This is a genomic window from Paenibacillus sp. PvR098 (genome assembly GCF_017833255.1).
In the GTDB taxonomy this organism is placed as follows: domain Bacteria; phylum Bacillota; class Bacilli; order Paenibacillales; family NBRC-103111; genus Paenibacillus_G.
This window is the reverse complement of the sequence record NZ_JAFIBU010000001.1, coordinates 3,614,045-3,638,588: the sequence shown is the minus strand read 5'-3', so window position 1 is coordinate 3,638,588 and position 24,544 is coordinate 3,614,045. Positions and strand designations below refer to the sequence as shown.

General features: G+C 51.3%; 32 protein-coding genes. 11 read left to right on the top strand and 21 right to left on the bottom strand.

Annotated elements, in window-relative coordinates; translation table 11 throughout:
• Positions 1 to 49: 49 nt before the first annotated feature.
• A complete protein-coding gene (locus tag JOE45_RS18055) occupies positions 50 to 793 on the bottom strand; it encodes an IclR family transcriptional regulator (protein ID WP_210022996.1) in 744 nt (247 codons plus the stop codon).
• Between the two features lie 390 nt (positions 794 to 1,183).
• On the opposite strand from JOE45_RS18055, the gene JOE45_RS18050 reads away from it, so the two are divergent.
• Both JOE45_RS18050 and JOE45_RS18045 read left to right on the top strand, forming a co-directional pair.
• Positions 1,184 to 2,203 carry an alpha/beta hydrolase gene (locus JOE45_RS18050; RefSeq protein ID WP_210022997.1) on the top strand — a complete coding sequence of 340 codons (1,020 nt, stop codon included), beginning with the start codon at positions 1,184 to 1,186 and terminating at the stop codon, positions 2,201 to 2,203.
• Positions 2,204 to 2,285: 82 nt separating this feature from the next.
• Entirely contained in the window at positions 2,286 to 3,512 is a 1,227-nt protein-coding gene (locus JOE45_RS18045) for a Fe-Mn family superoxide dismutase (protein ID WP_210022998.1), read from the top strand.
• A 144-nt stretch (positions 3,513 to 3,656) separates the two neighbouring features.
• Here the strand turns inward: JOE45_RS18045 and folE are convergent, their stop codons facing one another.
• The 12 genes from folE to JOE45_RS23620 form a co-directional block, all read right to left on the bottom strand.
• Positions 3,657 to 4,247 carry a GTP cyclohydrolase I FolE gene (gene folE, locus JOE45_RS18040; protein WP_210022999.1) on the bottom strand — a complete coding sequence of 197 codons (591 nt, stop codon included), beginning with the start codon at positions 4,245 to 4,247 and terminating at the stop codon, positions 3,657 to 3,659.
• Positions 4,248 to 4,336: 89 nt separating this feature from the next.
• A complete protein-coding gene (locus JOE45_RS18035; RefSeq protein ID WP_210023000.1) occupies positions 4,337 to 4,552 on the bottom strand; it encodes a YneF family protein in 216 nt (71 codons plus the stop codon).
• A gap of 92 nt (positions 4,553 to 4,644) precedes the next feature.
• Complete coding sequence (locus JOE45_RS18030) at positions 4,645 to 5,673, bottom strand: HD-GYP domain-containing protein (protein WP_210023001.1); 1,029 nt, start codon at positions 5,671 to 5,673, stop codon at positions 4,645 to 4,647.
• Positions 5,670 to 6,173: a methylated-DNA--[protein]-cysteine S-methyltransferase gene (locus JOE45_RS18025; protein WP_245247374.1), complete on the bottom strand. Its 504-nt coding sequence runs from the start codon at positions 6,171 to 6,173 to the stop codon at positions 5,670 to 5,672. Before JOE45_RS18025 ends, JOE45_RS18030 begins: the two co-directional genes overlap by 4 nt.
• A gap of 10 nt (positions 6,174 to 6,183) precedes the next feature.
• Positions 6,184 to 7,401, bottom strand: a complete 1,218-nt coding sequence (gene queG, locus JOE45_RS18020; RefSeq protein ID WP_210023002.1) for a tRNA epoxyqueuosine(34) reductase QueG — start codon at positions 7,399 to 7,401, stop codon at positions 6,184 to 6,186.
• Complete coding sequence (lepB, locus tag JOE45_RS18015; RefSeq protein ID WP_210023003.1) at positions 7,371 to 7,967, bottom strand: signal peptidase I; 597 nt, start codon at positions 7,965 to 7,967, stop codon at positions 7,371 to 7,373. Before lepB ends, queG begins: the two co-directional genes overlap by 31 nt.
• Before the next feature lies 1 nt (position 7,968).
• Positions 7,969 to 8,520 carry a DUF402 domain-containing protein gene (locus JOE45_RS18010; RefSeq protein ID WP_210023004.1) on the bottom strand — a complete coding sequence of 184 codons (552 nt, stop codon included), beginning with the start codon at positions 8,518 to 8,520 and terminating at the stop codon, positions 7,969 to 7,971.
• A 205-nt stretch (positions 8,521 to 8,725) separates the two neighbouring features.
• Positions 8,726 to 9,163: a GNAT family N-acetyltransferase gene (locus JOE45_RS18005; protein ID WP_210023005.1), complete on the bottom strand. Its 438-nt coding sequence runs from the start codon at positions 9,161 to 9,163 to the stop codon at positions 8,726 to 8,728.
• A 372-nt stretch (positions 9,164 to 9,535) separates the two neighbouring features.
• Positions 9,536 to 9,781 (bottom strand): hypothetical protein, encoded by a 246-nt coding sequence (locus JOE45_RS23630; protein WP_245247063.1) that lies wholly within the window; start codon positions 9,779 to 9,781, stop codon positions 9,536 to 9,538.
• Complete coding sequence (locus tag JOE45_RS23900; protein ID WP_348632555.1) at positions 9,778 to 10,104, bottom strand: apurinic/apyrimidinic endonuclease family protein; 327 nt, start codon at positions 10,102 to 10,104, stop codon at positions 9,778 to 9,780. The genes JOE45_RS23630 and JOE45_RS23900 overlap by 4 nt, the downstream gene beginning before the upstream one ends.
• Complete coding sequence (locus JOE45_RS23895; RefSeq protein WP_245247467.1) at positions 10,092 to 10,448, bottom strand: TIM barrel protein; 357 nt, start codon at positions 10,446 to 10,448, stop codon at positions 10,092 to 10,094. Before JOE45_RS23895 ends, JOE45_RS23900 begins: the two co-directional genes overlap by 13 nt.
• Before the next feature lie 32 nt (positions 10,449 to 10,480).
• Positions 10,481 to 10,693, bottom strand: a complete 213-nt coding sequence (locus tag JOE45_RS23620) for a hypothetical protein (RefSeq protein WP_245247062.1) — start codon at positions 10,691 to 10,693, stop codon at positions 10,481 to 10,483.
• Positions 10,694 to 10,913: 220 nt separating this feature from the next.
• Between JOE45_RS23620 and JOE45_RS17995 the strand changes: the two genes are divergently transcribed.
• On the top strand, positions 10,914 to 11,144 hold the full coding sequence (locus JOE45_RS17995) for a hypothetical protein (RefSeq protein WP_245247061.1): 231 nt from the start codon (positions 10,914 to 10,916) through the stop codon (positions 11,142 to 11,144).
• Positions 11,145 to 11,227: 83 nt separating this feature from the next.
• A complete protein-coding gene (locus tag JOE45_RS17990) occupies positions 11,228 to 11,842 on the top strand; it encodes a superoxide dismutase (RefSeq protein WP_210023006.1) in 615 nt (204 codons plus the stop codon).
• Between the two features lie 72 nt (positions 11,843 to 11,914).
• Here JOE45_RS17990 and JOE45_RS17985 read toward each other — a convergent pair whose 3' ends face one another.
• Positions 11,915 to 12,118: a LysE family transporter gene (locus tag JOE45_RS17985; RefSeq protein WP_348632606.1), complete on the bottom strand. Its 204-nt coding sequence runs from the start codon at positions 12,116 to 12,118 to the stop codon at positions 11,915 to 11,917.
• Between the two features lie 272 nt (positions 12,119 to 12,390).
• On the opposite strand from JOE45_RS17985, the gene JOE45_RS17980 reads away from it, so the two are divergent.
• On the top strand, positions 12,391 to 13,074 hold the full coding sequence (locus tag JOE45_RS17980; protein ID WP_210023007.1) for a Crp/Fnr family transcriptional regulator: 684 nt from the start codon (positions 12,391 to 12,393) through the stop codon (positions 13,072 to 13,074).
• A gap of 45 nt (positions 13,075 to 13,119) precedes the next feature.
• On the opposite strand, the gene mutY is transcribed toward JOE45_RS17980, so the two are convergent.
• Complete coding sequence (gene mutY, locus JOE45_RS17975; protein WP_210023008.1) at positions 13,120 to 14,235, bottom strand: A/G-specific adenine glycosylase; 1,116 nt, start codon at positions 14,233 to 14,235, stop codon at positions 13,120 to 13,122.
• Between the two features lie 70 nt (positions 14,236 to 14,305).
• On the opposite strand from mutY, the gene JOE45_RS17970 reads away from it, so the two are divergent.
• The 3 genes from JOE45_RS17970 (at position 14,306) to JOE45_RS17960 (ending at position 16,311) form a co-directional block, all read left to right on the top strand.
• The gene (locus tag JOE45_RS17970) at positions 14,306 to 15,160 is read left to right on the top strand and encodes an AraC family transcriptional regulator (protein ID WP_210023589.1); all 855 of its coding nucleotides are present in this window, start codon (positions 14,306 to 14,308) and stop codon (positions 15,158 to 15,160) included.
• 219 nt (positions 15,161 to 15,379) lie between these two features.
• Positions 15,380 to 15,934 (top strand): hypothetical protein, encoded by a 555-nt coding sequence (locus JOE45_RS17965; protein WP_210023009.1) that lies wholly within the window; start codon positions 15,380 to 15,382, stop codon positions 15,932 to 15,934.
• Positions 15,931 to 16,311, top strand: coding sequence for a c-type cytochrome (locus JOE45_RS17960; protein ID WP_210023010.1), 381 nt, complete (start codon positions 15,931 to 15,933; stop codon positions 16,309 to 16,311). Before JOE45_RS17965 ends, JOE45_RS17960 begins: the two co-directional genes overlap by 4 nt.
• A 74-nt stretch (positions 16,312 to 16,385) precedes the next feature.
• Here the strand turns inward: JOE45_RS17960 and acpS are convergent, their stop codons facing one another.
• Entirely contained in the window at positions 16,386 to 16,811 is a 426-nt protein-coding gene (acpS, locus tag JOE45_RS17955) for a holo-ACP synthase (RefSeq protein ID WP_210023011.1), read from the bottom strand.
• 113 nt (positions 16,812 to 16,924) lie between these two features.
• On the opposite strand from acpS, the gene bioA reads away from it, so the two are divergent.
• Positions 16,925 to 18,271, top strand: a complete 1,347-nt coding sequence (gene bioA, locus JOE45_RS17950; protein ID WP_210023012.1) for an adenosylmethionine--8-amino-7-oxononanoate transaminase — start codon at positions 16,925 to 16,927, stop codon at positions 18,269 to 18,271.
• A gap of 155 nt (positions 18,272 to 18,426) precedes the next feature.
• Here bioA and nadE read toward each other — a convergent pair whose 3' ends face one another.
• The 4 genes from nadE to JOE45_RS17930 form a co-directional block, all read right to left on the bottom strand.
• Positions 18,427 to 19,236 (bottom strand): ammonia-dependent NAD(+) synthetase, encoded by an 810-nt coding sequence (gene nadE, locus JOE45_RS17945; RefSeq protein WP_210023013.1) that lies wholly within the window; start codon positions 19,234 to 19,236, stop codon positions 18,427 to 18,429.
• A 115-nt stretch (positions 19,237 to 19,351) separates the two neighbouring features.
• The gene (locus JOE45_RS17940) at positions 19,352 to 19,786 is read right to left on the bottom strand and encodes a BrxA/BrxB family bacilliredoxin (RefSeq protein ID WP_210023014.1); all 435 of its coding nucleotides are present in this window, start codon (positions 19,784 to 19,786) and stop codon (positions 19,352 to 19,354) included.
• A gap of 117 nt (positions 19,787 to 19,903) precedes the next feature.
• A complete protein-coding gene (locus tag JOE45_RS17935) occupies positions 19,904 to 20,326 on the bottom strand; it encodes a DUF3905 domain-containing protein (protein ID WP_210023015.1) in 423 nt (140 codons plus the stop codon).
• Positions 20,327 to 20,352: 26 nt separating this feature from the next.
• Complete coding sequence (locus tag JOE45_RS17930) at positions 20,353 to 20,493, bottom strand: hypothetical protein (protein ID WP_210023016.1); 141 nt, start codon at positions 20,491 to 20,493, stop codon at positions 20,353 to 20,355.
• 790 nt (positions 20,494 to 21,283) lie between these two features.
• Here JOE45_RS17930 and JOE45_RS17925 point away from each other — a divergent pair.
• Together JOE45_RS17925 and JOE45_RS17920 are read left to right on the top strand one after the other, a co-directional pair.
• Positions 21,284 to 22,609: a hemolysin family protein gene (locus tag JOE45_RS17925; protein ID WP_210023017.1), complete on the top strand. Its 1,326-nt coding sequence runs from the start codon at positions 21,284 to 21,286 to the stop codon at positions 22,607 to 22,609.
• Positions 22,610 to 22,729: 120 nt separating this feature from the next.
• Complete coding sequence (locus tag JOE45_RS17920) at positions 22,730 to 24,001, top strand: BaiN/RdsA family NAD(P)/FAD-dependent oxidoreductase (protein ID WP_210023018.1); 1,272 nt, start codon at positions 22,730 to 22,732, stop codon at positions 23,999 to 24,001.
• Here the strand turns inward: JOE45_RS17920 and JOE45_RS17915 are convergent.
• Positions 23,996 to 24,352 carry an aminoacyl-tRNA hydrolase gene (locus JOE45_RS17915; RefSeq protein WP_210023019.1) on the bottom strand — a complete coding sequence of 119 codons (357 nt, stop codon included), beginning with the start codon at positions 24,350 to 24,352 and terminating at the stop codon, positions 23,996 to 23,998. The two genes, JOE45_RS17920 and JOE45_RS17915, sit on opposite strands and share 6 nt — an antisense overlap.
• Positions 24,353 to 24,544: the final 192 nt, after the last annotated feature.

Sequence of the window (24,544 nt, the reverse complement as noted above, 5' to 3'; positions counted from 1 at the left end):
TAAAAAACCTCCGAAGCCTCTATTCCTAGAGGCCCGGAGGTTTTTTTATCTACTTTAGCATTTTGCCCATGCGCCGGGCGGCTTCCATAAGAAGCGGCGCATGCTCTTTCATCATCTCCACCGTGAGCCGGTTGGAGGGACCGGATACCGCAAGTGCGGCAGCCAGCCGCTGCCCGCGGCCAAAGATTGGGGCCGCTACCGCCGCAGCGCCAGGCTCGCGTTCCTCGACGCTGGTGGCGTAGCCTAGCGTCTTCACTTCCTCCAGCTGCTCCAGATAGGCAGCTGGACTCACCACCTGCGGCCAGGTCGGATCGTGTAGCAATGCCTGCTGCTCAGCGGGGTCCGCGAAGGCCACAAGGATTTTGCTCGACGCACCAACGTACAGCGGCAATCTTGCTCCAATCGGCGCCACCCGGCGGATAGCCTGATTGCTCTGCACCGCTTGAACGCGGACGCGCTCCATTCCGTCACGGACATACAGACTGACGGTTTCTCCGACTTGGTCGCGAAGCAGCTCCAGCTCCGGCAGCAGAATCAGCGCGGGGTCATCGCTGTGCGTCAGGTTCGCCGAGAGCTCCCAAATGCGAAAACCGAGCCTGTAGCGATCTGACCCGGGATTGCGGATAATGAAGCCCTTGCCCTCCAGCGAGGCAAGCAGCCGATGAACCGTGCTTTTATGGAGTCCTACCCGTCCTGCTATTTCCGTTAAGCTCAAATCCTCGGCTTCCGTAAAACAAAGCAGTATATCCAAAGCACGCTCAACGGCGCGCACGGTTAATTTTCCTTCTTCCATTACTTTCCCACTCCCCGAAAATGCGTTTCACCAGTTGAAATATATTATAACCTATTTCCTTGCTTTTTCATATATACACTCGTCAACTCATGAGCATACCCAATTTCTTCTTCCTTAAAACACCCTTCTGTTACAGAGAGATTACAGATTGTTTACATTTTTCGACTTTCATTGACTCTGATACAGGTTGCCTATACTATTAAATTAATAAAAAACTTATTATATGAGAATCTAGTAAATTGACACCTTCAGATTGGAACAGCATTCCCCCTTGGAACCGCCGTTTTTTCCAAAGCATCAGAATGCAGATCTCTCCTGAGATCAGAATTTCTCCTTATGAAATGGTATAAAATCATAGGAAAACTAAGTATACGTTGGGAGGGATCCATCATGGAAACCAACTCTTACTCACCCGTCCCGTTAAATACAGCTTCCGTTGAAACCGCTCTCAAAAGAGCTTCGTTCGCCCGACGCCATAAAGCCCTGCTCATCGCACTGATGTCCGTGCTGCTGTTGCTGTTCAGCTTATCCATGGCCTTTCACGCCTATGTCGCCTGGACACTCGCTCGGCCGCACATCGATCCTCTACGTTCCAATCCGACGCTGGCCTTCGGCGCTCCCTACGAGGATGTGCGATTTCCGAGCTTGAACGAATCATCGGAGCTGTCTGGTTGGTACATACCCGCTTCGGGCGCCTCGAAATCAAAACAAACGGTCGTTTTCTCACACGGCTACGGCGGCAACCGCGAAGAAATTTGGGTACCGATTTATGATCTTGCCAAAGCCGCTTATAACCAGGGATACAATGTAGTCATGTTTGATTACGGATACGTCCAGCCGAATTGGAACGTGACCGGAGGGCTGCGAGAATCACAGGAGCTGCTCGGCGCGGTGAAGTACGCGAAGGACCGGGGCGCCGAACGCGTCTTTGTATGGGGCTTCTCCATGGGAGCCGGAACCGCTCTGCAGGCGGCATTGCAAACGAAAGATATCGACGGCATGATCCTCGACAGCACGTTCGTGCTAGAGCCTGATACGCTCTATCACAATATGAAGCAGGAAGCGAACCTGCCTAAGATCTCCCAGTCTCTGGTGCATATGTTCTTCCCTCTGATTAATGGCGTCAGCATGAACCAAATGCCTTACACGAAAGTCAAGGAAACGCAGTATGACATGCCGATCTTCTTTATCCACGGCAAGAAGGACCTGAAAGCCCCTTTCGAAATGGCCGAGGGCATCTTCCACCAGCAAAAAGCCGCATCCGGATCCCAGTTGTGGCTGCTCGAAAACGACGGTCATGAACTTATCTACCGGGCACACAAGAAAGACTATCTCCAAATGACAACTGGCTTTCTGCGGACGCTATCCAGCGCTCCCCCGGCCCCTATCAAATTTAGCAACTCAAGGTAGCATAGGCGTTAACCTCTCCGAATACAATGTTCTCATACATCCGGCCTAGTAGCGGAAGACAGAACGATGGGGAGGTTTTTTCATGCTGTATGTGTACGGAGGGCTGATGCCTTTAAGGATATTAGAGGAAATCCGTTTTTGGAAAACGCAGGAGAAGGAGCATACGCTCGTCATCCGTGAGCTGGTACCGACGCTGGAGCCGCAGTTTGCCCTGCTTATGCAGCAGTGGGAAAGCGTGTTTGCACAAACGGAGGCGGCAAGCGGACAGCTGATCGAAGCCGTTATCCGCTTGGGGGCGCCGATCAGCCCCCTGCTATCGGCTCAAATCCATGAACTGCTCTACTTTTCGATCCGCCAATCGAACGAATTCGTGAGCCAACTGTTTGCCATCATGGAACAGAGTCAGCCCGTGAAATCAAACCCTGTCGTCAAAACTGTGGTGATGCACATTATTCGTGAATCCGAATACTTCATCGGCGTTCTTCACGCCGCGAGTGCTGCGGGAAGTATGAACGAATATGAACGGCCTCGGGAAACGGCAGCTGGAGAGAATGCTCCTGAACTTACGCCAGAGGCGGATGAGAAAGCCTATATCCACAGGTTGAGCAGCGACGAGGAGTTAACGGCTACGCAGGAAGGCACCTGGTCTTCAGATATCAGGCCAACGACGCCGGCTCTGAAGCCGGTACCGATCGGAGGACACCAACTCCCCTCTCTTCCCTACGCTTATAATGCATTGGAGCCGCATATCGATGCAGAAACGATGCGTCTGCATCATGACAAGCATCATAAGAGCTACGTCGATGGATTGAACAAAGCGGAGACCATGCTGGCTAAAGCGAGAGAATCCGGGGATTTTGCGCTCGTGAAGCATTGGGAACGGGAAGCGGCATTCAACGGCGCAGGACATTATCTTCACACGATATTCTGGAATGTCATGAAGCCAGGCGGCGGCGGACCAGCTTCCGGGGCGATCGCGGCGGAAATCAAGAAGTCGTTCGGCAGCTTTGAAGCGTTCAAGAAGCATTACAGTGCTGCGGCCGACAAAGTAGAGGGCGGAGGCTGGGCTATTCTTGTATGGAGTCCACGCAGCCATCGTCTGGAGATATTGCAGGCGGAGAAGCATCAGAATTTGTCCCAGTGGGACGTCATTCCGCTGCTTGTGCTGGATGTCTGGGAACACGCTTACTACCTCAAGTACAAAAATGAAAGATCGAAGTACATCGAAGCTTGGTGGAATACGGTCAACTGGGATCACGTCAATGAACGGTTCTCCGCCGCGAGGATGCTGAGGTGGCTGCCTTACTGATTGGAAGCCTCGGAGACCTCGCCGGAAGCGCCTGTACTGCATGCTTAAAATTGTATGCCGTTTGGCAGGGAGAAGCGATGTTTTTTCACAAAAAAGCTTGTACTCAGGGAAACCGAAGCTTTCCTCTGAGTACAAGCTTTTCTACTAATCTTTCAGCAGCGATAGAAACTCCGCCCGCGCAGCCGCGTCCTTGCGGAACAGCCCGCGAACAGCCGAGGTAACGGTCTTGCTGCCCGGCTTCTTCACGCCGCGGGCGCACATGCACAGGTGCTCCCCTTCCACGACAACCATACAACCGTGCGGCTCCAACACTTCGTCGATCATATCCGCGATCTCCGAAGTGATCCTCTCTTGTACCTGCAGGCGGCGAGTTACCGCTTCTACGAGGCGGGCAAATTTACTAAGTCCTGCAATCTTCCCGCTCGGGATATACCCGATATGTATTTTGCCGAAAAATGGCGCCATATGATGCTCACACTGGCTGTAGTAGACGATATCCTTAACGATGACAAGCTCCTCGTGCTTTTCATCGAACGCTACGCCCAGAATTTCCCGGACATCAGCGTTATAACCCGCAAAAATTTCTTCATACATACGGGTTACCCTAGCAGGGGTATCAAGCAGCCCTTCCCGATCCACATCCTCCCCGATCAAACGCAGGATATGGCGTATATGCTCCTCGATTTGCTCACGGTTCTCTTCAACCATGAGGTTCTTATATTCCTTCGCCGGCATTGTCATTCCTCCTCCTTCATCCGCTCTTTTACGCCGGTGCAAAAGAAGAAAGCCTGCGCCTTTAAGGCTTCAGGCTTCAGGGTCTAGGCTTACGGACGAAACTTTTGATTTTTCATCATTTGTTGCATCTTCTGCATTTGCTGCTTGTTCAAGTTATAGCCCATCTGCTTGGCCATCTGCTGCATCATCTCTGGACTGCTTTGCATTTTCTCGAGCTGCTTGCGCAAATAGCTGACACCGATAAAGAAACCGCCTACCCCTCCAACCAGAAGCGCAATGATGCCAGTAATTACATAACTCCACATAGTCGTACCTTCACCTCAAACGATGGATATCTTTTAAACATCATAGCATGTCAAGCCTGCGGTTACAAATGGTTTTGCAAACCAAATTCCATTCAAATCAGCACACTTTCAATAAACACCGTCATGTGTTTGGCCAAATCGATTTCCTTGACCTCGAGGTCTTCTGCGGTGCCCTTCACGATACGTACGATAGGGCGCCCCGGCAGCCCTCGGTGCTGCCCTACGACAACACCGGTTTCCCGGGTCGAGAGCCTGACCGAAGAGCCGGTCGGATAAACCGATACGATCCGCAAAAATTGGATGACGATCTCCCGGTCCAGCTTCTCGCCGGCAAGCACCATCATCCGTTCGCATGCCTCATGCGGGAGCAGCCTCCGCCCTTCCGACAGATCGAACAGCAAGTTGTCATACGTGTTGGCTACGGCGGTGATTTTGGCATATAAATGGATTTCTTCACCCTTCAAACGCCGCGGCAGGCCTTGTCCGTCCATGGTTTCATGATGCTGAAAAGCCACATGGGCAATCAGCAGGTTGAGCTCCCGCTTCGCCTTCAACGCCTCGAAGCCACGCCACGTATGATGCTTCTTGGTGTCGGGGCTTTCGTCATCCGTAATCTTATCCAATTTACCGATATCATGCATCAGAGCTCCGACAGCCAGTTCTCTCAATTGTGTCGTTGAAAGTCCCAGATTGATTCCCATCAAGGAGGACACCATACAAACGTTAATGGCATGCACGTACATCTCATTATCTTCCGTACGGATATCAGATAATTGCACCAGCACTTCCTTGTTCTGCATAATCTCCTCCAAGAGGTTATCGATACTTCCAAAAACCTGCTTGGTGTTAAAATCTTTCCCGGAGCGGATCGAATTGAACGTTTCTCCCATTCGCTTCATGACAAGCTGCTTCGTTTCCTCCGATACCAGCTCCGGAATTTCCACATCCTCAAACTGCATATCCTTAATATAAACCATCGTCACGCCAATCCGCTTGAGCGTCGTAATCATGTACACGGTCAGCTGTACGCCTTCCGATAACAAGACCGCTCCATTCGCAGAGAAAATCGTACGTCCCAAATATTGTCCCGGCTCTACGTTATCCACATGAACATATCTCATGGCTGATCCCCTTTCACCGAAAAACCCTCGTGCCGCAGCAAAAAGGTTTTTATGTCAAGTCCGCCCCCATAGCCTACCATCGCTCCATTCGCTCCTATCACCCGATGGCAGGGGATGATAATGGGTACCGGATTGCCGTTATTGGCGCCGCCTACCGCACGAACCGCTTTAGGAGAACCTATCCGCTCAGCGATAGCTTTATATGAGCAGGCGCTTCCGAAAGGAATGCCAGCAAGCGCCTTCCATACTTTCACTTGAAAAGAAGTGCCCCGCAGATCGAGCGGCACGTCAAACGAGCGCAATGCTCCGGTAAAATAGTCACGGAGCTGCCTTCTAACTTCTGCCAGCGCATTAGGGTCCCGCTCCCACTCCTTCGTTCCAAAGCGGCGCAGGGACCACGCTCTTTGTTTGTCCTGCGTCTCCGTGAACGAGCCAAAATCAATGGAACACAAGCCTTCATCGCTCCATCCCAGCGTCAGCATCCCAATGGGCGATTCCATTTCATCATATTTAATTCGATTCGTCACGTAATTCCACCTGCTGCCCTTTTGCATATTGGCTCAGCGCTTTGACAAGCTCGCGCCGTGCTGCTTCATCCTGTTCCTTGTCCATTGCCGCTTCCAGCGCTTCGAGAGCTTCCGCTCCGCCGATGCGGCCCAACGCCCACGCAGCCGTACCGCGAATTTCGGGACGATCGTCGGTACGCAGCAGACGGATAAGGTCCGGCACCGCCGTCACGTCCCGGAAATTCCCCAACGCAAGAATCGCATTGCGCTGAATGGGCTTGCGACCCCGCCATGCAGCAGCACTAGTGCCGAACCGCTCCTTGAATTCGCGATTCGAAAGGAACAGCAGCGGCTGAAGCAGCGGCTTCACCAGCTCCGGATCCGGCTCCAGCTCCGGATGATGATCGGCATGAATGCCCTTGTTCTTCGGGCAAACGATCTGGCACGTATCGCAGCCGTACAGCCGGTTCCCGATCTTGCGCTTCAGCTCGTCATCCTCGATCAGCCCTTTGGTCTGCGTGAGATACGATACGCAGAGCTGCGCGTTGAGCTGGCCCGGCCCGACAAGGGCTCCCGTCGGACAAGCATCGATACAAAGCGTGCAGTCACCGCAGCTCTCCGTCACAGGTGTATCCGGAGGGAACGGCACGTTCGTAATCAGCTCGCCCAGATACACCCAGGAGCCCCATTCCGGAGTAATGACGGAGCAGTTCTTACCCACCCAGCCGATGCCGGCCCGCTCGGCCACTGCCCGGTCGACCAGCGCTCCCGTATCCACCATGCTGGCCGTCCCGGCCCCCGGCACCCGCTCTATAATCCACTGTTCAAGCCGTTCTAGCCGGTTCCGCAGGACGTGATGGTAATCCGTCCCCCATGCGGAACGTGACAAAATGCCGCGGTACGCGCCCGGCTCCGATCTGGGCGGATCCTTCAGCTTCGACGGGTAGGCCACTGCGATGGAAATAATTGATCGCGGCGCATTCAGCGTTAAAGAGGGGTCTACCCGCTTCTCGATATCCCGCTCCTCAAACCCCGACTCATATCCTTTTTCCCGGTGCTTCAAGAGAATATCCTTCAGATCGGCGAACGGATCGGCGCTGGCAAAACCGATTTTGTCAATCCCAAGCCGGGGAGCTTCCGCCCGCAGTTCTTCCTTCAGCTGAGCCCAAACTACAGCTTCGCTTATATTCATTACAGGCTCCTCCATTGGTTCGGCGGCCATACGATCATCTCCCCCCGGCCTTCCACATTCGAAATTGGAACCGCACCGAAGCTTCGGCTGTCGTTACTTGCATACCGATGCCGGTTGTCCCCCATAACGAACAGATGGCCTTCCATGATCATATATGGCTCAAACCGGCCGTCTTCTATTAAAGTATTCGTATAAGACTCCTCCAAAGGCGACCCGTTGACATATAGCCTGCCCCCTCGAATATGCACTTCATCCCCGCCAACCGCGACGACCCTCTTCACCAAATACGGATGCCGAGTGTCGCTGCCTGCGGGCTCACGGAGCACAATGATGTCCCCTTGTTTAGGCGAGCCTGTGAAACGAATCGTCTTATTGATAAACAGCCACTCACCTTCCTGCAGCGTCGGCTGCATAGAAGCTCCTTTGACCGTGGATAGATGAAACCCATACTGATGAAGTAGGACTACCGCAAGCAGCGAGATGGCGAGCAGCTTCATCCAATCCCACAGCTCGAGCAGGAAGACCGTTTCCGTCCGATGAGAGCTTAAGCCCTCCTCCGGTTCGGGTTCGATATCTTTGGGAGAATACAGCCGCATACTATCCCTCCGCTCCGTGTTCTCTCCATCGCTCATAGTAAAATTTGATATGCTCGTCATCAAATGGGGGTTCCGCCCCGCGCACACGCGCAAGCAGCCCCTTCAATCCCTGCTTCACCTTGCCGTCTACGATTGATGAATAATGATACAGCTGTTTATGCTGCTCGTATTCGTCTTGATCAACAACATATATTTCACCGCTTGGCATACGGATCACATCCAAATCATAGTCGATATACGTGATGACCTTGCCGCAAACATAAGGCGGTGAAGCGACATTACAGTAATAGCGGATGCCGGCTTCCTCAAGCAAAGCCACAACATTAAACCACTGGTTTGGAATAAAAAAAGACACGCCCGGAATCCGGCTTACCCATTCTTTTCCATCCGCCTCAATAATTTTCGTCTGGCTGTTGATCAGCACCAACATCGATTCTCCGCGGTGATCCTCATGAAGCAGGTTTTCAGGCACAAGCCAATTTTTCAGCCACATCCGGTGCAGGTGCCCGTCGTGCTTGAAACTTTTGATTACATACGATGAAAAAGTGTTCATGCGGTCCTGACCCTTCTGCATTCGGCACCCGGCCGGCATGCGCTTTACTTGTTTGTCCTCTGGTCTTTGATCTTAGCATAAACTTATGCGGAGTAGCTTTCAAGAGTCTCGTCCCGATAAGGAATACAAAAAAAGCATACCGCGAAAGCCGGATAGCTCCCCCGTTATGCCCCATGTATTAAAAAAGCCTGATTTTATTTCTTTGTTACCCGTTAACAATGCTTAACCGGTGGGCCGTCCGGGAAAAATCGGTCGATTGGTATCCGGCTTTCTCATAAACCGGAAGCACCACTTCGTTATGCACATCAACCGTTACCATAATACGGCGCACTTTGCGTCCCAAGAATCTTTGCCGGAGCGACTCAATCAGTGCTTGACCGATTCCACGGCGCTGATGCTGCTGATCTACCGCGATCCGGTAGTAATATCCATTGTCATTGTCGATCGTTCCTACAATAACTCCGACAATTACGCCTTCTTCCACGGCTACCAAGACGAGCTCGCTATCCCACGACAACTGCCGAGCGAAAGCTTCCATCGTCTCTAGATAACAGGGTTCCGATAATACATTCTTGAAAAGCTCAGTGACCGAAACGTAATCAGACAAATAAAAAGTGCGAACCTGATAGGAATTTACAAGCATATTAAACTCTCCCCACCATTGTATGCTATTTATACAGAATACCACAAATATCTCAAAATTCCTTCTAAAACTGTGAAAAATCGCACATTTATTTAAATATTCTCGTTAAAGCGCTTCATATTAAGCGTTTTCAAGGAATATACAAGAAGAAAAACATATATTTCCTTTCATTTGTAATCTACTCCTTATTACAATATGCCGATCATAGGTTTGGTATTCAAAAGAAAACCAACCCCCTTCTCTTTTCAAAAGATTCCTTCGCGTCCGGTGCTCCCAAACGATTTATAAATTCACATACAGCATCATTAGCACAAAGCAGAAGCGCCCTCTGCCTAAGCAAAGGACGCTGTACTCACAAAACTTGCCGCTCTCTTACCTTACCCCAAACAAAATCTCGCAAGTGAGCTGGTCCAGTTTCTCATACTGGAGGCCTTCCGCGCCGATACCGGCACGGTCAACTTGATAGCCTTTAAGAGCCTTAAGGCTTTCCGGTGAAAACTTGATATCGAAGCCTGGAAGCTCCAACTTCTTGCCGTTGATTTCAGTGATGAGCGCCTGAATTTCTTGATCGGCGTTAAAATGCGCCACCTTCTCCTTCAGGATCAGGTACGTTCTCATGCAGCCTTTGGCGAACTCGATGACGCCGTGACGATCCTCGGTACGCAGCGCATGCGCGTCAAAATGCTTCTGCCGTCGTAACCGTAATCCTCTAGCAGCTTTACGAGGAAAAATGCTTCTTTAATACCATCGGAGCCGAAGCGAAGGTCTTGGTCGAAGCGATTCATTTTCTGATCATTCAAGTCGATGTGGAACAGCTTTCCGGCTTCCAGCGCCCGGGCTACTGCATGGTAGAAGTTTAGCCCGGCCATACGCTCGTGTGCCACCTCCGGATTGACACCGACCATATCCGGATGGTCAAGTGTAGCAATTATGCCGAGCATGGCGCCTGTCGTCGGAAGGTAAATGTTTGCGCGCGGTTCGTTCGGCTTGGCTTCCAGAGCAAACTTGTAGCCATACTTTTGCGACAGACGTATTCGCACAGGTAGTTCAGCGCTTCGCGGTAACGCTTCATGGCCTCGACAGCATTCTTGCCCGCATCGACTTCGGAGCCTTCAGGTCCGCCCCACAGCACGAACACTTCCGCGCCAAGCTCTGCCCCCAGGTCCATGGACTCCATTGTTTTCTGAATCGCATAAGCGCGAACCCGTGGATCGTTCGAGGTGAATGCTCCGTCTTTAAAGATCGGATCGGCAAACAGGCTGACCGTGACCATGGGCACTTTCATCCCGGTTTCCTCCAAAGCGTTCCTGAATTCGCTTAATGCTTCTTAGCCGGTGTCGCATCGATCGGAACGAGATCGTTATCGTGGAAATTGACGTCGTAAGCGCCGAGCTCCGCAAGCATATGTACGGTTTCCACAGGGGAAAAGCCCTCGCGCACAGGCAGTCCGAACGGGTCGCGACCCGGATTGCCAACGGTACACAAACTAAAGGTAAATCGGTCTTCTTCGACAGGTACGAATGTAGTCATGGGTGCACCTCCGAAGGCACTTTGTTTATTTAATGAACTATGTTTCTAAAGCTACTGTAATACTGTTTACAGGAAAAGGAAAGAGAAAAACAATCTCTAATACCGATTCATTTTATCGGGTTCGGGTAATGGGTATGAAGGACCATTGGCCATGTATAAAAGCCGCACCAAGGTGAAACGATAATCCGGTGATCTTTGACTTTCGAAAGGAGGAGAACCATTGGCAGATCAGATGAACGATGGCCAGGTGCGCCGGATTCATGAGCTCAACGACAAGAAAGCAGCCGAGTGGACCTCGGAGGAGCTGCATTACCATCAGAGGGTCATGAGCGATTTGTCCCCATGGCTTAACGCACAGGGCACGGCCATGCTCGGACAAATCATTACGGAAATCGAGCAGCGGGGCGGTGAACAGGTCAAGGGCCTTAACGAGACTGTAATCAATACTTAATATACATACTTGTTGATTTTATATGGAAAATAGGGGATAATAAATCTTGGAAATTTCATAAATCTTAGGAGGTAGATTTGAAGATGGCACACCAATTACCTGCACTTCCTTACGCAAACAACGCACTTGAGCCTCACATTGACGAAATGACCATGATGATCCACCACGATCGTCACCACAATGCATATGTTACAAACTTGAACGCGGCGCTGGAAGGTCATGCCGATCTTCAATCGAAAAGCATTGAAGACCTTATCGCTGACCTCAACAGCGTGCCGGAAGCTATCCGCACCGCAGTTCGCAACAACGGCGGCGGCCACGCTAACCACTCCCTCTTCTGGGAAACGATTGGCCCGAACGGCAGCGGCGCTCCAAGCGGCAAGCTGGCTGACGCGATCAACAGCGAGCTCGGCGGTTTCGATAAATTCAAAGAAGACTTTGCTAAAGCGGGCGCTACCCGTTTCGGCTCCGGCTGGGCATTCCTCGCCGTAACCAAAGATGGTAAGCTGAAAGTATACAGCCTGCCTAACCAAGACAGCCCGATCATGGAAGGCGAAACGCCAATCCTTGGACTGGACGTATGGGAGCACGCATACTACCTGAAGTACCAAAACAAACGTCCTGACTACATCGCTGCTTTCTGGAACGTTGTGAACTGGGAAGAAGTTGGCAAACGTTACGAAGCTGCCGTTAAGTAAGAAGCCTATGAATAAAGACCGCCGGATTCTCCGAGCGGTCTTTTTAGCGTTCTTTTTACTTCTCTACAAGCGTCATTCGCAAGCCGATAGGCGCATATAAAGCGGGTCCGCCCCTTCTCGCAGAGCTTGCCAAGCCAAATACAGCAGATAAGCGGTACCCGCATATTTGACAACCTGGAACAAAACTACAAAGTTATAAAGCAAGGCTGAATTTCCCATTGCGGCGGCAAACGTACGCGCAAGCACATCTGTACATAACCCTAGAGCAGTCACAATTCCCGCTTTGCAGCCATTCGATACGCTTTGTGTGGCAACGCCAGTGTAAGCAGGACGGATGCTGCAATAAAATACAGAACGATATGGGTGTCCACGATAAGAAACTCCCTCTTAATTAGAAATCGATATCTTCCGATATATCACAAGATAAGGTTTCAAGCCAATCACGACGAGCTGGTGTATAAAACCGAATCACGTTATAATTTAGTTAGTTAAAATTTCTGCCATTTCTAGTGAATGCAGGAAAAATAGTAGGAGAAAAGAGTGAGTTAATGAATAGGCTGATCTCTCTTCTGCAGAACGTGCCGTTATTTCAGGATTTATCCGCGGCTGAGCTGGAAGCGATCGCCCCATTATTCGGGGAATGCGAATTTAAAAAAAATACAGTCCTGTTTACTGAAGGCGATCCGGGTGAAGAGTTTTTTCTCGTTCAAACCGGTGCCGTCAAGATTTACCGGATTGATAATGCTAAGGAAATTATCCTCTCGCTGTTCCGGGAAGGCGATTTCTTCGGAGAGATGTCGCTTATCCAACAAGAAATGAAGCGCTCCGCCACCGCGGAAACGCTCGAGGACTGTTCCATGTACACACTGACACGATCTGATTTTCAACAGTTCATGGAACAGAGCCCCAAACTGTGCCTGCGTCTGTTAGAGGTGACGATGGAACGACTTCGCAAAGCCAACGAACAAATTTATGATCTGACCTTTCTCGACGTTCGCTCGCGCACCATCAAAACGATATACCGATTGTCGGAACACTACGGTACAGCGAAGCCGGGCGGCATACTCATCAATATGAAGCTGACGCACCAGCAGCTCGCTAATATGGTAGGCACAGTGCGCGAATCAGTCACGAAGGTCCTTCAGGATTTGCAGGAGGATGGAATCATTACCATCGACAAGAAGTATATTCTTGTCAGAGAACCGGAAGCATTAAAAAAACAGATTTATTAAAGAGCAGGGCGCCTGTTACTAGGCCGCCCTGTTCTTCTCCTTCAGCTAAGAAACCCCTTTGAAATAGGCGTTTAGAATACGCAGAAATACGTTCGGGAACGCATACAGCTCCATCTCTTCGCGGCTGATCCAGCGATAATGCGACGGCAGCAGCACCGGCAGCTTAGGAAGCAGCGGCGAAGGCTCTAGGTGGCACACGTACACCTCCATATCCCAGCGGATATGGCTAAATATGTGCTCCGCCTGCATAAGCAGGCGAAGCGTGCCGATGCCCAGGCCGTCGTCCTCCAGGTGGGAGGCCAGCGCCTCATGGGCAGCAGCCGGGTCTTCCGTCGCTGCGTTCGCAAGCGTATGCGGGAGCTCCCACATCCGTGCAAGGAGTCCTTCTGCGGGCCGTTGGCGGATCAGCACCTTGCCGGCATGCTCACCGGTACCCTCTACAATCGCCGTGTACCTGTTTTCCGGGCGCGGGGGCTTGGCTTTCTTCTTCACCGGGAGGGAGCTCTCCATTCCGGCGGCTCTTCCCGTACAGTGCGCCATCACCGGACAGGTAAGGCAATGCGGTGATTTGGGCGTGCAGACCAGAGCGCCAAGCTCCATGAGCGCCTGATTGAAATCACCAGCCGCACCTTCCGGGATCAGCTCCTTCGCCAGCTTTTCCATAAGCACGCGGGTGCTTCCTTTCATGATGTCCTCTTCAATTAGGAAATAGCGCGACAGCACTCGCATCACATTGCCGTCTACCGCCGGCTCCGGTTTATTGTAGGCGATACTGAGAATCGCCCCTGCCGTATAAGGCCCAACGCCCTTAAGCGAGAAAACGTCCTCCTTCGTATCCGGCACAGTGCCCCCGTAGCGCTCCTGTACCTCCCGCACAGCACTTTGGAGATTGCGGGCCCGCGAGTAATAACCCAGCCCTTCCCATGCCTTAAGCACTTCCTCTTCCGGAGCTTCGGCTAATGCTTCCACCGTTGGGAACTTGTCCATAAAGCGATGAAAATAAGGAATGACGGTGTCGACGCGCGTCTGCTGCAGCATAATTTCCGACACCCAGATATGATACGGATTGCGGCTGCGCCGCCATGGAAGATCACGTTTATGGCATGTATACCAAGACATCAGCTCTGTGCTGAAATATTGTTTTTGTTCGGAACTGTACATGATGTCTCCTTCTTCTCTTTGCACACGTTGTCGAGATATAATAGGTTTAAAAATGAAAGGACCGGTGCCGATGCTCACCCCCGGAGAGTTGGCCTCCCGCTTGAATAAGTTGGTCATTTCCATCCTCATTGTCGGCCATAGAAAATGCGAACCTGACTGGTATCAAAAAACGCAGCTCATCAAACATCATTCCGTCTGGCTCATCATTAAGGGGAAGGGTACGTTCACCATTAACGGAACCCATTATCCGGCGGAGCCCGGCAAGCTCTTTTGGTTCGCCCCTGGCATGAACGTCGAGCGCACCACCGACCCGGAGCATCCTTTGGAATATTACTTCCTACGTTTTCATTATACGGAATGTTACGAGGATAAGGAACAGTGGGTTTACTGCAGCGCCTTGGAAACGCGTTTTCCCTTGGAGGGCATGTATACGGTGACCAACACCCCCCAGCTGATCTACCTGTTTGAGCAGATGGATGTGCTGTGGAAGCGACGGGGGCACATGACGGCGATGCGCCGCAAAATTTTGCTGCAGGAGCTGTTACTGACGCTCGTCACCGATTTCCGCGCCCAAAAAATTGCCGGTGACACGACAGCAGCCATTGAGTTGACCCAAGATTATATGATAGGTCATTATCAGGAACCGCTTACATTGGAAGGTCTCGCACAAATGGCGGGGCTGAGCGTCAGCCACTACTCCCGGCTGTTCAAAAAAACGATCGGCTACAGCCCCATCGATTACTTGACGCACTTGCGCGTCGACCGGGCCAAGGAGCTGCTCGTGCTGTCCGACTATCGTCTGAAATCGATCGCGGGCAGCGTCGGCTATACGGACGAATTTTATTTCAGCCGTATTTTCAAAAAGGTGACCGGCGTCTCCCCGCGCGAATATGCGAAAAAACATCGGATCACCAACGGGAACTGAGCCATTGGAACGGCCGGTTCTCCCTGCTCTGCAGGATCGTTTGACTTCCCTACCGGAAAAAGTGTACTCTCAACTTTAGAACGTTCGAACGCACAATGATAGATGGCCGTATAGCAGTATTATCGTGACTTACAGCCGCTAAGGTACGAGGAGCACGTGATTAAAGGCTTCCAGACAGCTATTGTAGATATAAATCGGGTACGGCAAAGAGGTGTGACGATGAGCAATAAACAAGCGGTGGCGGCTTACCGAATGGCAGCGCCATATGCCGCTTTCCTATATATATGGGGATTGCAGTGGATCTTATCCTCCGGACTCCGATTCTTGGGGCAATGGCGGGATTTCGAGACGCTGCAGCAAGCCATCATGTGGGCGGCATTAGCTGTGTCTGTGATCCTCATGTTTCGGACACTCCGCTCAAACGAGGCACACCCGGCCGTAACGGGCGCTCGGACACCCCTCGCTAATGTGGTGCCAGTGCTTGTGCTGTTCGGCGTGCTGGGGTTCTATGCGCTAGCGAGGCGGGAAGCGATCGACCCCTTTTTGTGGCCGCTGCTTAAAGGTATTGTGCTGACGTTCGCTTATGCATGGCTTAGCCGAAAGTTAGGGCGCCCGCTGATGTATCTAAGCTGGTGGATGCTTGCTTTAACCGTAACGATGGCGTGGTGGTATCTTGGCTTTGCTCAGGTAATTCTCGGAGTTTTTGGCGGACTCAGTATGATGGCGCTCGCTTGGATGATCGGAATGTGGAATAAGGGGATGAAATACGAATGAAGCGTAGAAATAATTGGGCCGCTTTATCCATGGCGGTATTCATCGCAGCCTTGCTCGGGGCATGCACACCTCAGAATAGTCAGGCGCCATTCGGCGGCGACAAATCCTCTGGCGGTATGACAGAGGCACAAGCTATGGTCGGTGCGAACGATATGGTGCAATCGCTATATAAACAGAACTGCTTGTCGTGCCACGCCGGCAACCTGGAAGGCAAGGTCGGGCCAAAGACGAACCTGCAGCAGGCAGGCGCACGACTGACCAAAGATCAAATCGTGGAGCAGATCAACCGAGGCGGAAACGGCATGCCTGGTTATCACGGTAAGCTCAAGCCAGAGGAAATCGATGCGCTCTCCGACTGGCTGGCAAACAAAAAGTAATCTTCGGCAGATTCGTATAAACAAGCAGTCCCTTATAGAGAAGGGGCTGCTTGTTTGTTATTCACGCCATGCCCTCAACCCACAGCACCATCTCTTCGCTCCACTATGGCGTAAGCCATGGCCATCGTCTCCGTGTGCGTGATGCTCAGGTGAATGGCTATCGAGCCACTCTCGACAGCCGGGAGAATCCCTTCTGTAGATAACCGCTTCATCGCTGCCTCAGAAAGAGAACAGAGCGGTTTGCCCTTCCGATCAGGCAATATCTCCAGATCCTGAAACGAGATTTCTTTGCCGATGCCGCAGCCAATTGCCTTAACGACCGCTTCCTTGGCAGCGAAGCGCCCTGCCGTAAACTCGGCCAAACGCCCCTGTCTGCTCGCAGCCAGCTCGCGCTCGCGGGAGGTCAGAACTCGCTCCAGGAACCGGCTGCCCGCAGACTGCTCCAAAATTTTGCGCACGCGCGCGATATCCAATAAATCGGTACCTATGCCGATAATCATGACGCCTGTTTCCTTTCCTGTTTCGCGTTCCATTCTCTGGTGGTACAATGAGGTTTGGCTTAATGGCCTAATCGTATCCGATCCAGGAATGAATTTCAAGGAGGACTAACGTTATGGAAGCGAACGAGAAGGAACTGCTTTTGCAAATTGACCGCAAGCATGTGTGGCACCCTTTTACCCAAATGAAAGATTATGCCGATACGGATCCCATCCTGATCGAGAAGGCGGAAGGCGTCTATTTGTACGATGCCGACGGAAACCGTTACTATGATACGAATTCCTCTTGGTGGGTCAACGTGCACGGCCATGCGCATCCGCGCATCCGGGAAGCCGTAAACCGCCAGCTTGCGCAAATGGATCACGTAATGTTCGCCGGTCTGACCCATCGTCCCGGCATTGAGCTTGCGCATAAGCTTGCAGAGATTACGCCGCCTGGGATGGACAAAGTGTTCTACTCCGACAACGGCTCCACTTCCGTAGAAGTGGCGCTGAAGATGTCGTTTCAATATTGGCAGCAGACGGGCCGGATCGGCAAAACTAAATTCGCCTTCATGGAGAACAGCTATCACGGCGACACGATCGGCGCCGTCAGCGTCGGCGGAGTGGATCAGTACTTCTCCGTGTTCAGGCCGCTGCTGTTCTCAGCCTACGGTATACCATCACCAGATGTACGGCAGGGGCCGAGCGCGGAAACGTGCGTGGCGCAAGCGCTGGAGGGCGCGCGCAAGCTCTTTGAATCATCGGCGGATGAGCTCGCTGCGCTGATCGTCGAGCCGATGATTCAGGCTGCAGGGGGGATGATCATGTACCCCGCGGCGTACTTGCAAGGATTGCGCGAGCTCTGTACGCAATATGGAGTGCACCTGATCGCCGACGAAGTGGCGGTCGGGTTTGGCCGGACAGGCCGGATGTTCGCCTGCGAGCACGCGGGGATCGCTCCCGACTTCATGTGCCTGTCCAAAGGACTCACGGCGGGCGTACTTCCCCTCTCCGCCACGCTTACGACGAATGCGATCTACGACGCATTCTATGACGACTACGTGAAGCTGAAGACCTTCACCCATGGTCACAGCTTCACGGGCAACCCCCTCGCGGCAGCGGTGGCGCTCGAATCGCTTCGGATCTTCGAGGAGGAGCGTGTTTTGGACCACGTCCAAAACGCAGCGGCACACCTCGAAAAGCAGCTTCAGCGATTCGAAGCGTTCCCCGGCGTGGCGAATGTACGCAGCCTTGGCATGGTGGGCGCCTTCGAGCTGTATAAGGACCGCGCTGATGGAATCCGCTTCGATTTCACTGAGCGAATCGGCTTCCGCGTCTATCTCGAAGGGCTGAAGGAGGGCCTGTTCCTGCGTCCGCTTGGGGACACCATCTATTACTGGCTGCCGCTCTGCACCACCCACGAGCAGATCGACGATATCATCGCCCGTACGGAAATCGTGCTGAAGCGGATGGGCTTCTGATCCGATTCCCAGGATCGTCCCTGCATAAAGCCTTCTTTTCTTCTTACTGCTTTATGAATCCGTACAAAAAAACCACCTGCTTCCGAAAGAGGCATTCTCATGCATGCCATTCGGTCACAAGGTGGTTGCTTTGCAAATATACCTGAGCAAGCCCTTTAAATACCAGGAATCGGGACCCGCTTATGCTCCGTCTTCAAATATTGCTTCTCAAGCTTAGCCTGCGCTTCCGGGGCAATCGACTTGCCTTCCAGATAGTTGCTGTTGTCGTCATAGGTAATGCCGAGCTCCAGCTCGTCCGTTTGCCCTTCCCACAGTCCGGCTGTCGGTGCTTTGTCCAGCACGCTCTGCGGCACGCCCAGTTTACTCGCCAGCTCACGTACCTGACGCTTATTCAAGGTGCTCAGCGGCGTAATGTCAACCGCTCCATCCCCGTACTTCGTAAAGAAGCCGGTAATGGCTTCCGAGGCATGGTCGGTTCCGACGACGAGCAAATTCAGCTCGAACGCGAGCGCATACTGAATCACCATCCGCGTTCTGGCTTTCACATTCCCTTTGCCCGCACGGCTTAAATGCCGGTGAACCCCGATCGACTTCAGGCCGTATTCCGCCTCTAACGCAATTTCGCCCACAGCCTCTTCGATATTGGTCTCCACCCGGTATTTAAGGTTGAACGCTTCTGCCACTGCATAGCTGTCGGCAATATCCTCCTGTTGTCCGTAGGGTTGAAATACTCCCACCGTCTTGTATTCCCGACCTTTCTCCGCGGTCAGCTCGTCCGTCGCTTGCTTGCACAAGCCGGCCACTACCGCACTATCAATACCACCGCTGATGGCGATGAGCAGTCCGTCCACCCCCGCCTTCAGCACATACTCCTTCAAAAAATCCACTCTTTTGCGAATTTCCGCATCGGCATCGATCTCCGGCTTCACCCCGAGCTTAGCGATAATATCTTGCTGCAGGCTCATGCGTCAACACTCTCCCACTCTGTTTTCTTCTCAGTATACCACCAAGCCTCGCTTCACGTAAAAACTCCCACCAAATGTCATAAAGACATCGGCAGGAGTTTAGGCCTAAAAGGTATTATTTGCAGTATTCATCAAAAGCGCCAATCAGATCATTCGCAATCATCTCGGCCGAACGGTCTTCGATTTGGTGACGCTGAATGAAATGCACCAGCTGTCCATCCTTCATCAAAGCAATGGACGGAGAGGACGGCGGATACGGAGCGAAATATTCGCGCGCTTTAGCTGTCGCTTCCTTATCTTGACCTGCGAACACCGTGAGCAGGCGGTCCGGTTTCACTTCATGCTGCAGTGCTTTGGCTACGCCCGGACGGCATTGGCCGGCCGCACAGCCACAAACGGAATTGACAACAATTAATGTTGTCCCTTTCATATCATCAAGCGCAGCCGACACATCCTCAGGTGTGCGGAGTTCCTCCACACCGACGCGGGTCAGATCGTCTCTCATCGGCTGGACCATATCTTTCATATAGTTTTCAAACGACATGGACATGTTACGCTTTCACTCCTTTTCCCAAACCTAAAGGTATATTTGAATTTCATATACCCATTATACATCGGCTTGGAATGAAAGCAAAGCCATCCATACATATCCTGCTGCAATTCCGACTTACGCTTTTTCATCCGTTTCCGCTTCCCCGCTCTGGAAAGCCGGATAAGCCACGTCCTTGTCGGGATGCATGAAAGGAACACCCTGCGGAGCAATGCCTCTCTCAAACAGCTCTTTATTTTCCGTTGTGTGAAAGCCTACATCTTTAAATGGATGTACCCAGCCGTCCCCAGACATGATTGCAGGGTCGGTATTCTCGTTCCATTGCTCCAATGGCGAGTGATTTGACTGGTACACATGATCTCCGATGAGCACGTCGTGTTCATTCACGAACGGCTCTCTGGGGCCCCGGTTTTGTTCGAACTCCGGCCGAAAATTGATTTCAAACGGATCGAGCTCCGAGTCATTCTTACGATTGTATGCAATATGGGTCCGTACTTGATCATACGTTGCATCCTTATTTTCATTTTGTTGGTCGCTCATTGTAAGCCCTCCTCCCTTAGCCCATTCTAGACGGACGGGCGGTTCGGCCCGCTCAGCTTTTTATCCGAAATACCGCCAGCGGAATCGGCGCTATCCATCCCCTTGTTCTGAACGGCTTGCCTATTCTGTTCTTTGGATGCATTGGCATTTCTTTTTTGCCCAGCCATTGAATCATCTCCCTTCCTTAGCTTTAGTATGCTTTGGCCGAACATAAATCACTCAGCCCTCAGGAGAGAAAAACTAGACAATAAAGGAAGAATGTTGCGCATCGCGAATTTTAGCCATGAAAAAAGACTCCTTCGGTGATCAGCCCGAACGGAGTCCCTTTGCTGCTTTACTGCCGCCTTACCCCAAACTTTTTAGTGAATCCTTGCATGAACCTTTGTAATGCTGTGTAACTAAAACAACGAAAGCCCTACCTCTCTTCCATCCTTGCGGCTCCGATGACCGCGCCAGTGTGAATCAGTGTTACAACAATCTCGAATCATGGGCTCCTGACGATCACAATATGCGGAAATTAAATGTTCTTCTAGAGGAGAATCCTTTGTTAGGGGTTATGCGGGGTGAAAAATGCTACTCTCGATGAGTATCATAATATTATAACATGTAAAATAAAAAAGTCAACCTCGAAACCCTTCCTTTAAATCCTATGTGGACGATTTTTACTTTCTGGCCAATCGATTGTATCTTGAGAGATTCATCAATTTCCTGAAATTCCCACAACTCCTTCATACAAAAAACCTCAAATTTAAAGCAAATGGAGTGAAATTAGCCATTAACGCTTACAAATACACCCCCTGCGAACCGTGCATAGCCCTGAATGCCCTAACCATCGTTTGAGTGCCTTCATTTACATCGTTTATAATATCTTATATAGAAAGGCTATTTAATTTTGTCTGGATTTTGAATTTATAGAGGAGGTGTACCTATCGCCCTCACGTAGGGGATAGGGATTGATTGAGTAGTGACCCGTTACCTTTATTATTTAACGCGGTGTTGATTATTGTGTTGGTGTTGTTGAACGGTTTCTTTGTCGCTGCGGAATTCGCCATGGTCAAGGTAAGGGCCAGCCGTCTCGATACACTCGCCCAAGAAGGCAATGTCTTCGCGCGTTTTGCGCAGAAGATTACGGGGAACCTGAACGCATATTTGACGGCTTGCCAGCTTGGGACTTCGCTTACGTCTCTAGGGCTGGGCTGGGCTGGAGCATCGGTTATCGCTGTTTTGCTGAGTCCGGTGTTGAAGGATTGGTTTCAATTCAATGACATGGTCATTCATACGATTTCTTTTCTGATCGCTTTTTCTGTCATTACCACTTTACACATGACGATTGGTAATCAATTTCCCAAAACGTTTGCTTCCCGCCATTCGGAGACCTTCACATTGTGGTCTTCGGCGCCTATCCTCTTCTTTTACAAGCTGATGCTTCCTTTAATATGGCTGCTGAGCGGAATATCCAACTGGATGCTGAAACGGGTAGGAATCGAGCCATCGGGCGAACAAGAATCCGCTCATACAGATGAAGAAATACGCACATTGATGAAAGAAAGCCACAGAAGCGGATTCATCGACAACACGGAATTGACGCTTTTTGACAATATATTTGAGTTTACGGAAACGAATGCGCGCGAAATCATGATTCCGCGAACGGAGATGGGCTGTCTGTACGCTAATCTTACGTTTGAGGAAAATATGGACATTGCGCTGGACGAAATGCGTACCCGCTACCCGGTCTGCGATCCGGACAAGGACAACATCATCGGGTTCGTGCATATTAAGGATTTAATGAAAGCCAGCAAGGGCTTGACCGACATTCGGCTGCTTGCCCGTCCCATGACCAAAGTGCCGGAATCGATGCCGATTAGCCATTTACTGAAGCTTATGCAGAAGAAAAAGGTACAGATCGCACTGCTCCTCGATGAATACGGCGGCACCTCAGGTATGGTGACGCTCGAGGATATTCTTGAGGAAATCGTCGGTGAAATCCAGGATGAATTCGATCCAGACGAACGCCTGAGCATTGAGGTAAAGGACGAAACCACGCATTCCATCGACGGGCGTCTGCTGATCAACGAGTTGAACGACTTTTTCGGTATGGAGATTGGGACCGAAAACTACGACACCGTTGGCGGCTGGATTTATTCCCAAGTGGAAATCCCCCCAAAAAAGGGACAGACGGTGCTTTACGGTGACGATTACGAATTTATGATAGAAGAGACAGACGATCTGCGTATCGCCCGTATCACCGTTCGGAAGCTGCAGTCACAGACCCAACCGGCATAATTCATTTCATCAAGAGGCCTGCAGGCCTCTTTTTTGTTATCGTTTGCCAACAAAAGGTGACGTTTGGGACAAAAAGGGGTAAGATAAGCTACAGAAAATAAGGGTAAGGAGCAGTTGGACATGTCTTATGATGTAATTATTATTGGCGGAGGTCCCTCCGGCTTAATGGCAGCCATTGCTGCCAGCGGCCACGGGGCCCGCACGCTGTTGATCGATAAAAGCGATAAGCTCGGCCGTAAGCTCGGAATTTCCGGTGGGGGACGCTGCAACGTTACGAATGCGAAAGACCTGGACGAATTGATAAAGCATATACCCGGCAACGGACGTTTTCTGCACAGCGCACTGGCTGCCTTCAGCAACCGTGACATCATCGCTTACTTCGAAGGGATGGGCATTCGGCTCAAGGAGGAGGACCGCGGGCGTATGTTCCCGGTAAGCGACAAAGCGAAAACGGTTGTCGACGCGCTGGTGAACCGGGTGCGCAATCAAGGGGTTGCAATTCGAGTAAACACTCCTGTGCGGAAGGTATTGTATAAGGATGGCCGGGTCGCGGGAGTGGAGTTAGCCGGGGGAGAACGTGTAATGAGCCGCGCTGTAGTGCTGGCGACCGGCGGCAAGTCGGTGCCTCACACGGGCTCCACCGGAGACGGCTACGCCTGGGCCGAGGAGGCCGGGCACACGATCACAGAGCTGTACCCCACGGAGGTACCGCTCTTATCGAGAGAGGCCTTCATACAGAGCAAAGAGCTTCAGGGTCTTTCTTTGAGAGACATCACCGTATCGGTCTGGAATCCCAAAGGAAAAAAAATCGTTGAACACGAAGGAGATCTTTTGTTCACACACTTTGGGATTTCCGGCCCTACCGCGCTAAGATGCAGCCAGTTTATTGTGAAAACGCTGAAGCAATTCGATGTGAGCACAGTAAAAATAACCATTGATTTGTTTCCTGAGAAATCGGTTGAAGAAGTATATGCAGATTCTCTCCAGTTGGCCAGAAACGAGCCTAAGAAGGCCATCAAAAACATCCTGAAAGGGTTATTGCCTGAAAGAATGATCCCCATTATTCTGAAGAAATCAGGATTAAAGGAAGAAACAACCTTCGACAATATTCCAAAGCAGCCTTGGTCGTCCATGGCTTCGCTCGTCAAAGCTTTCCCTATGCAAATTTCCGGCACCCTCTCCATTGAAGAGGCTTTTGTTACCGGTGGAGGCGTTCATTTGAAGGAAATCGATCCTAAGACCATGCACTCCAAAGTAATGGACGGTTTGTTTTTTTGCGGTGAGATTCTGGATGTCCACGGCTATACCGGGGGGTATAACATTACTGCTGCTTTCACCACCGGATATACCGCTGGTATGAGCGCGTCGCAAATCGCTCAGCACGAACTATAACAGTGTTAGTCCCGTTATGATTTTTCCGGCAGCCTCTTTATCCATTGGCGGTAATACGACAACGGTTAATGAGCCTTCCGGAATTTCATGATGTCCTGCATCCCGAATAGACAGAAACCCGTCATTGGCTAAGCTCTGAAGACGAGCTTCGGAGCCCTGCAGCACAACTTTCTTTTGCCCCTTGCTCAGCCACGCTTGAAACACCTCCTGATGTCGATTGTCATTTAACAGATAGTGCAGTGTCATCGTAGTGGCCGCATGGGCGACCTGTGCAGCAATCTTCCCTTGAGACATGGAGAGCTGCTCATTGATAACGTAGTATTGTACAATATCCTGATCCGTTCGTTTCATGGACAAAAGCTCCTTCCCCATATGAAGCCGTAATCAGATTGATTAGCTTCTTACTCTACATATCTATGAGACTTCCAACTTAAAATATGCATGAAAATAGAGCCGGATAGGAGAAACTTATCCGGGATGACTTGCGTTATATATATGATAGCTGTGATAACATAATTGGATAACAGATGGATTGGAGGAATT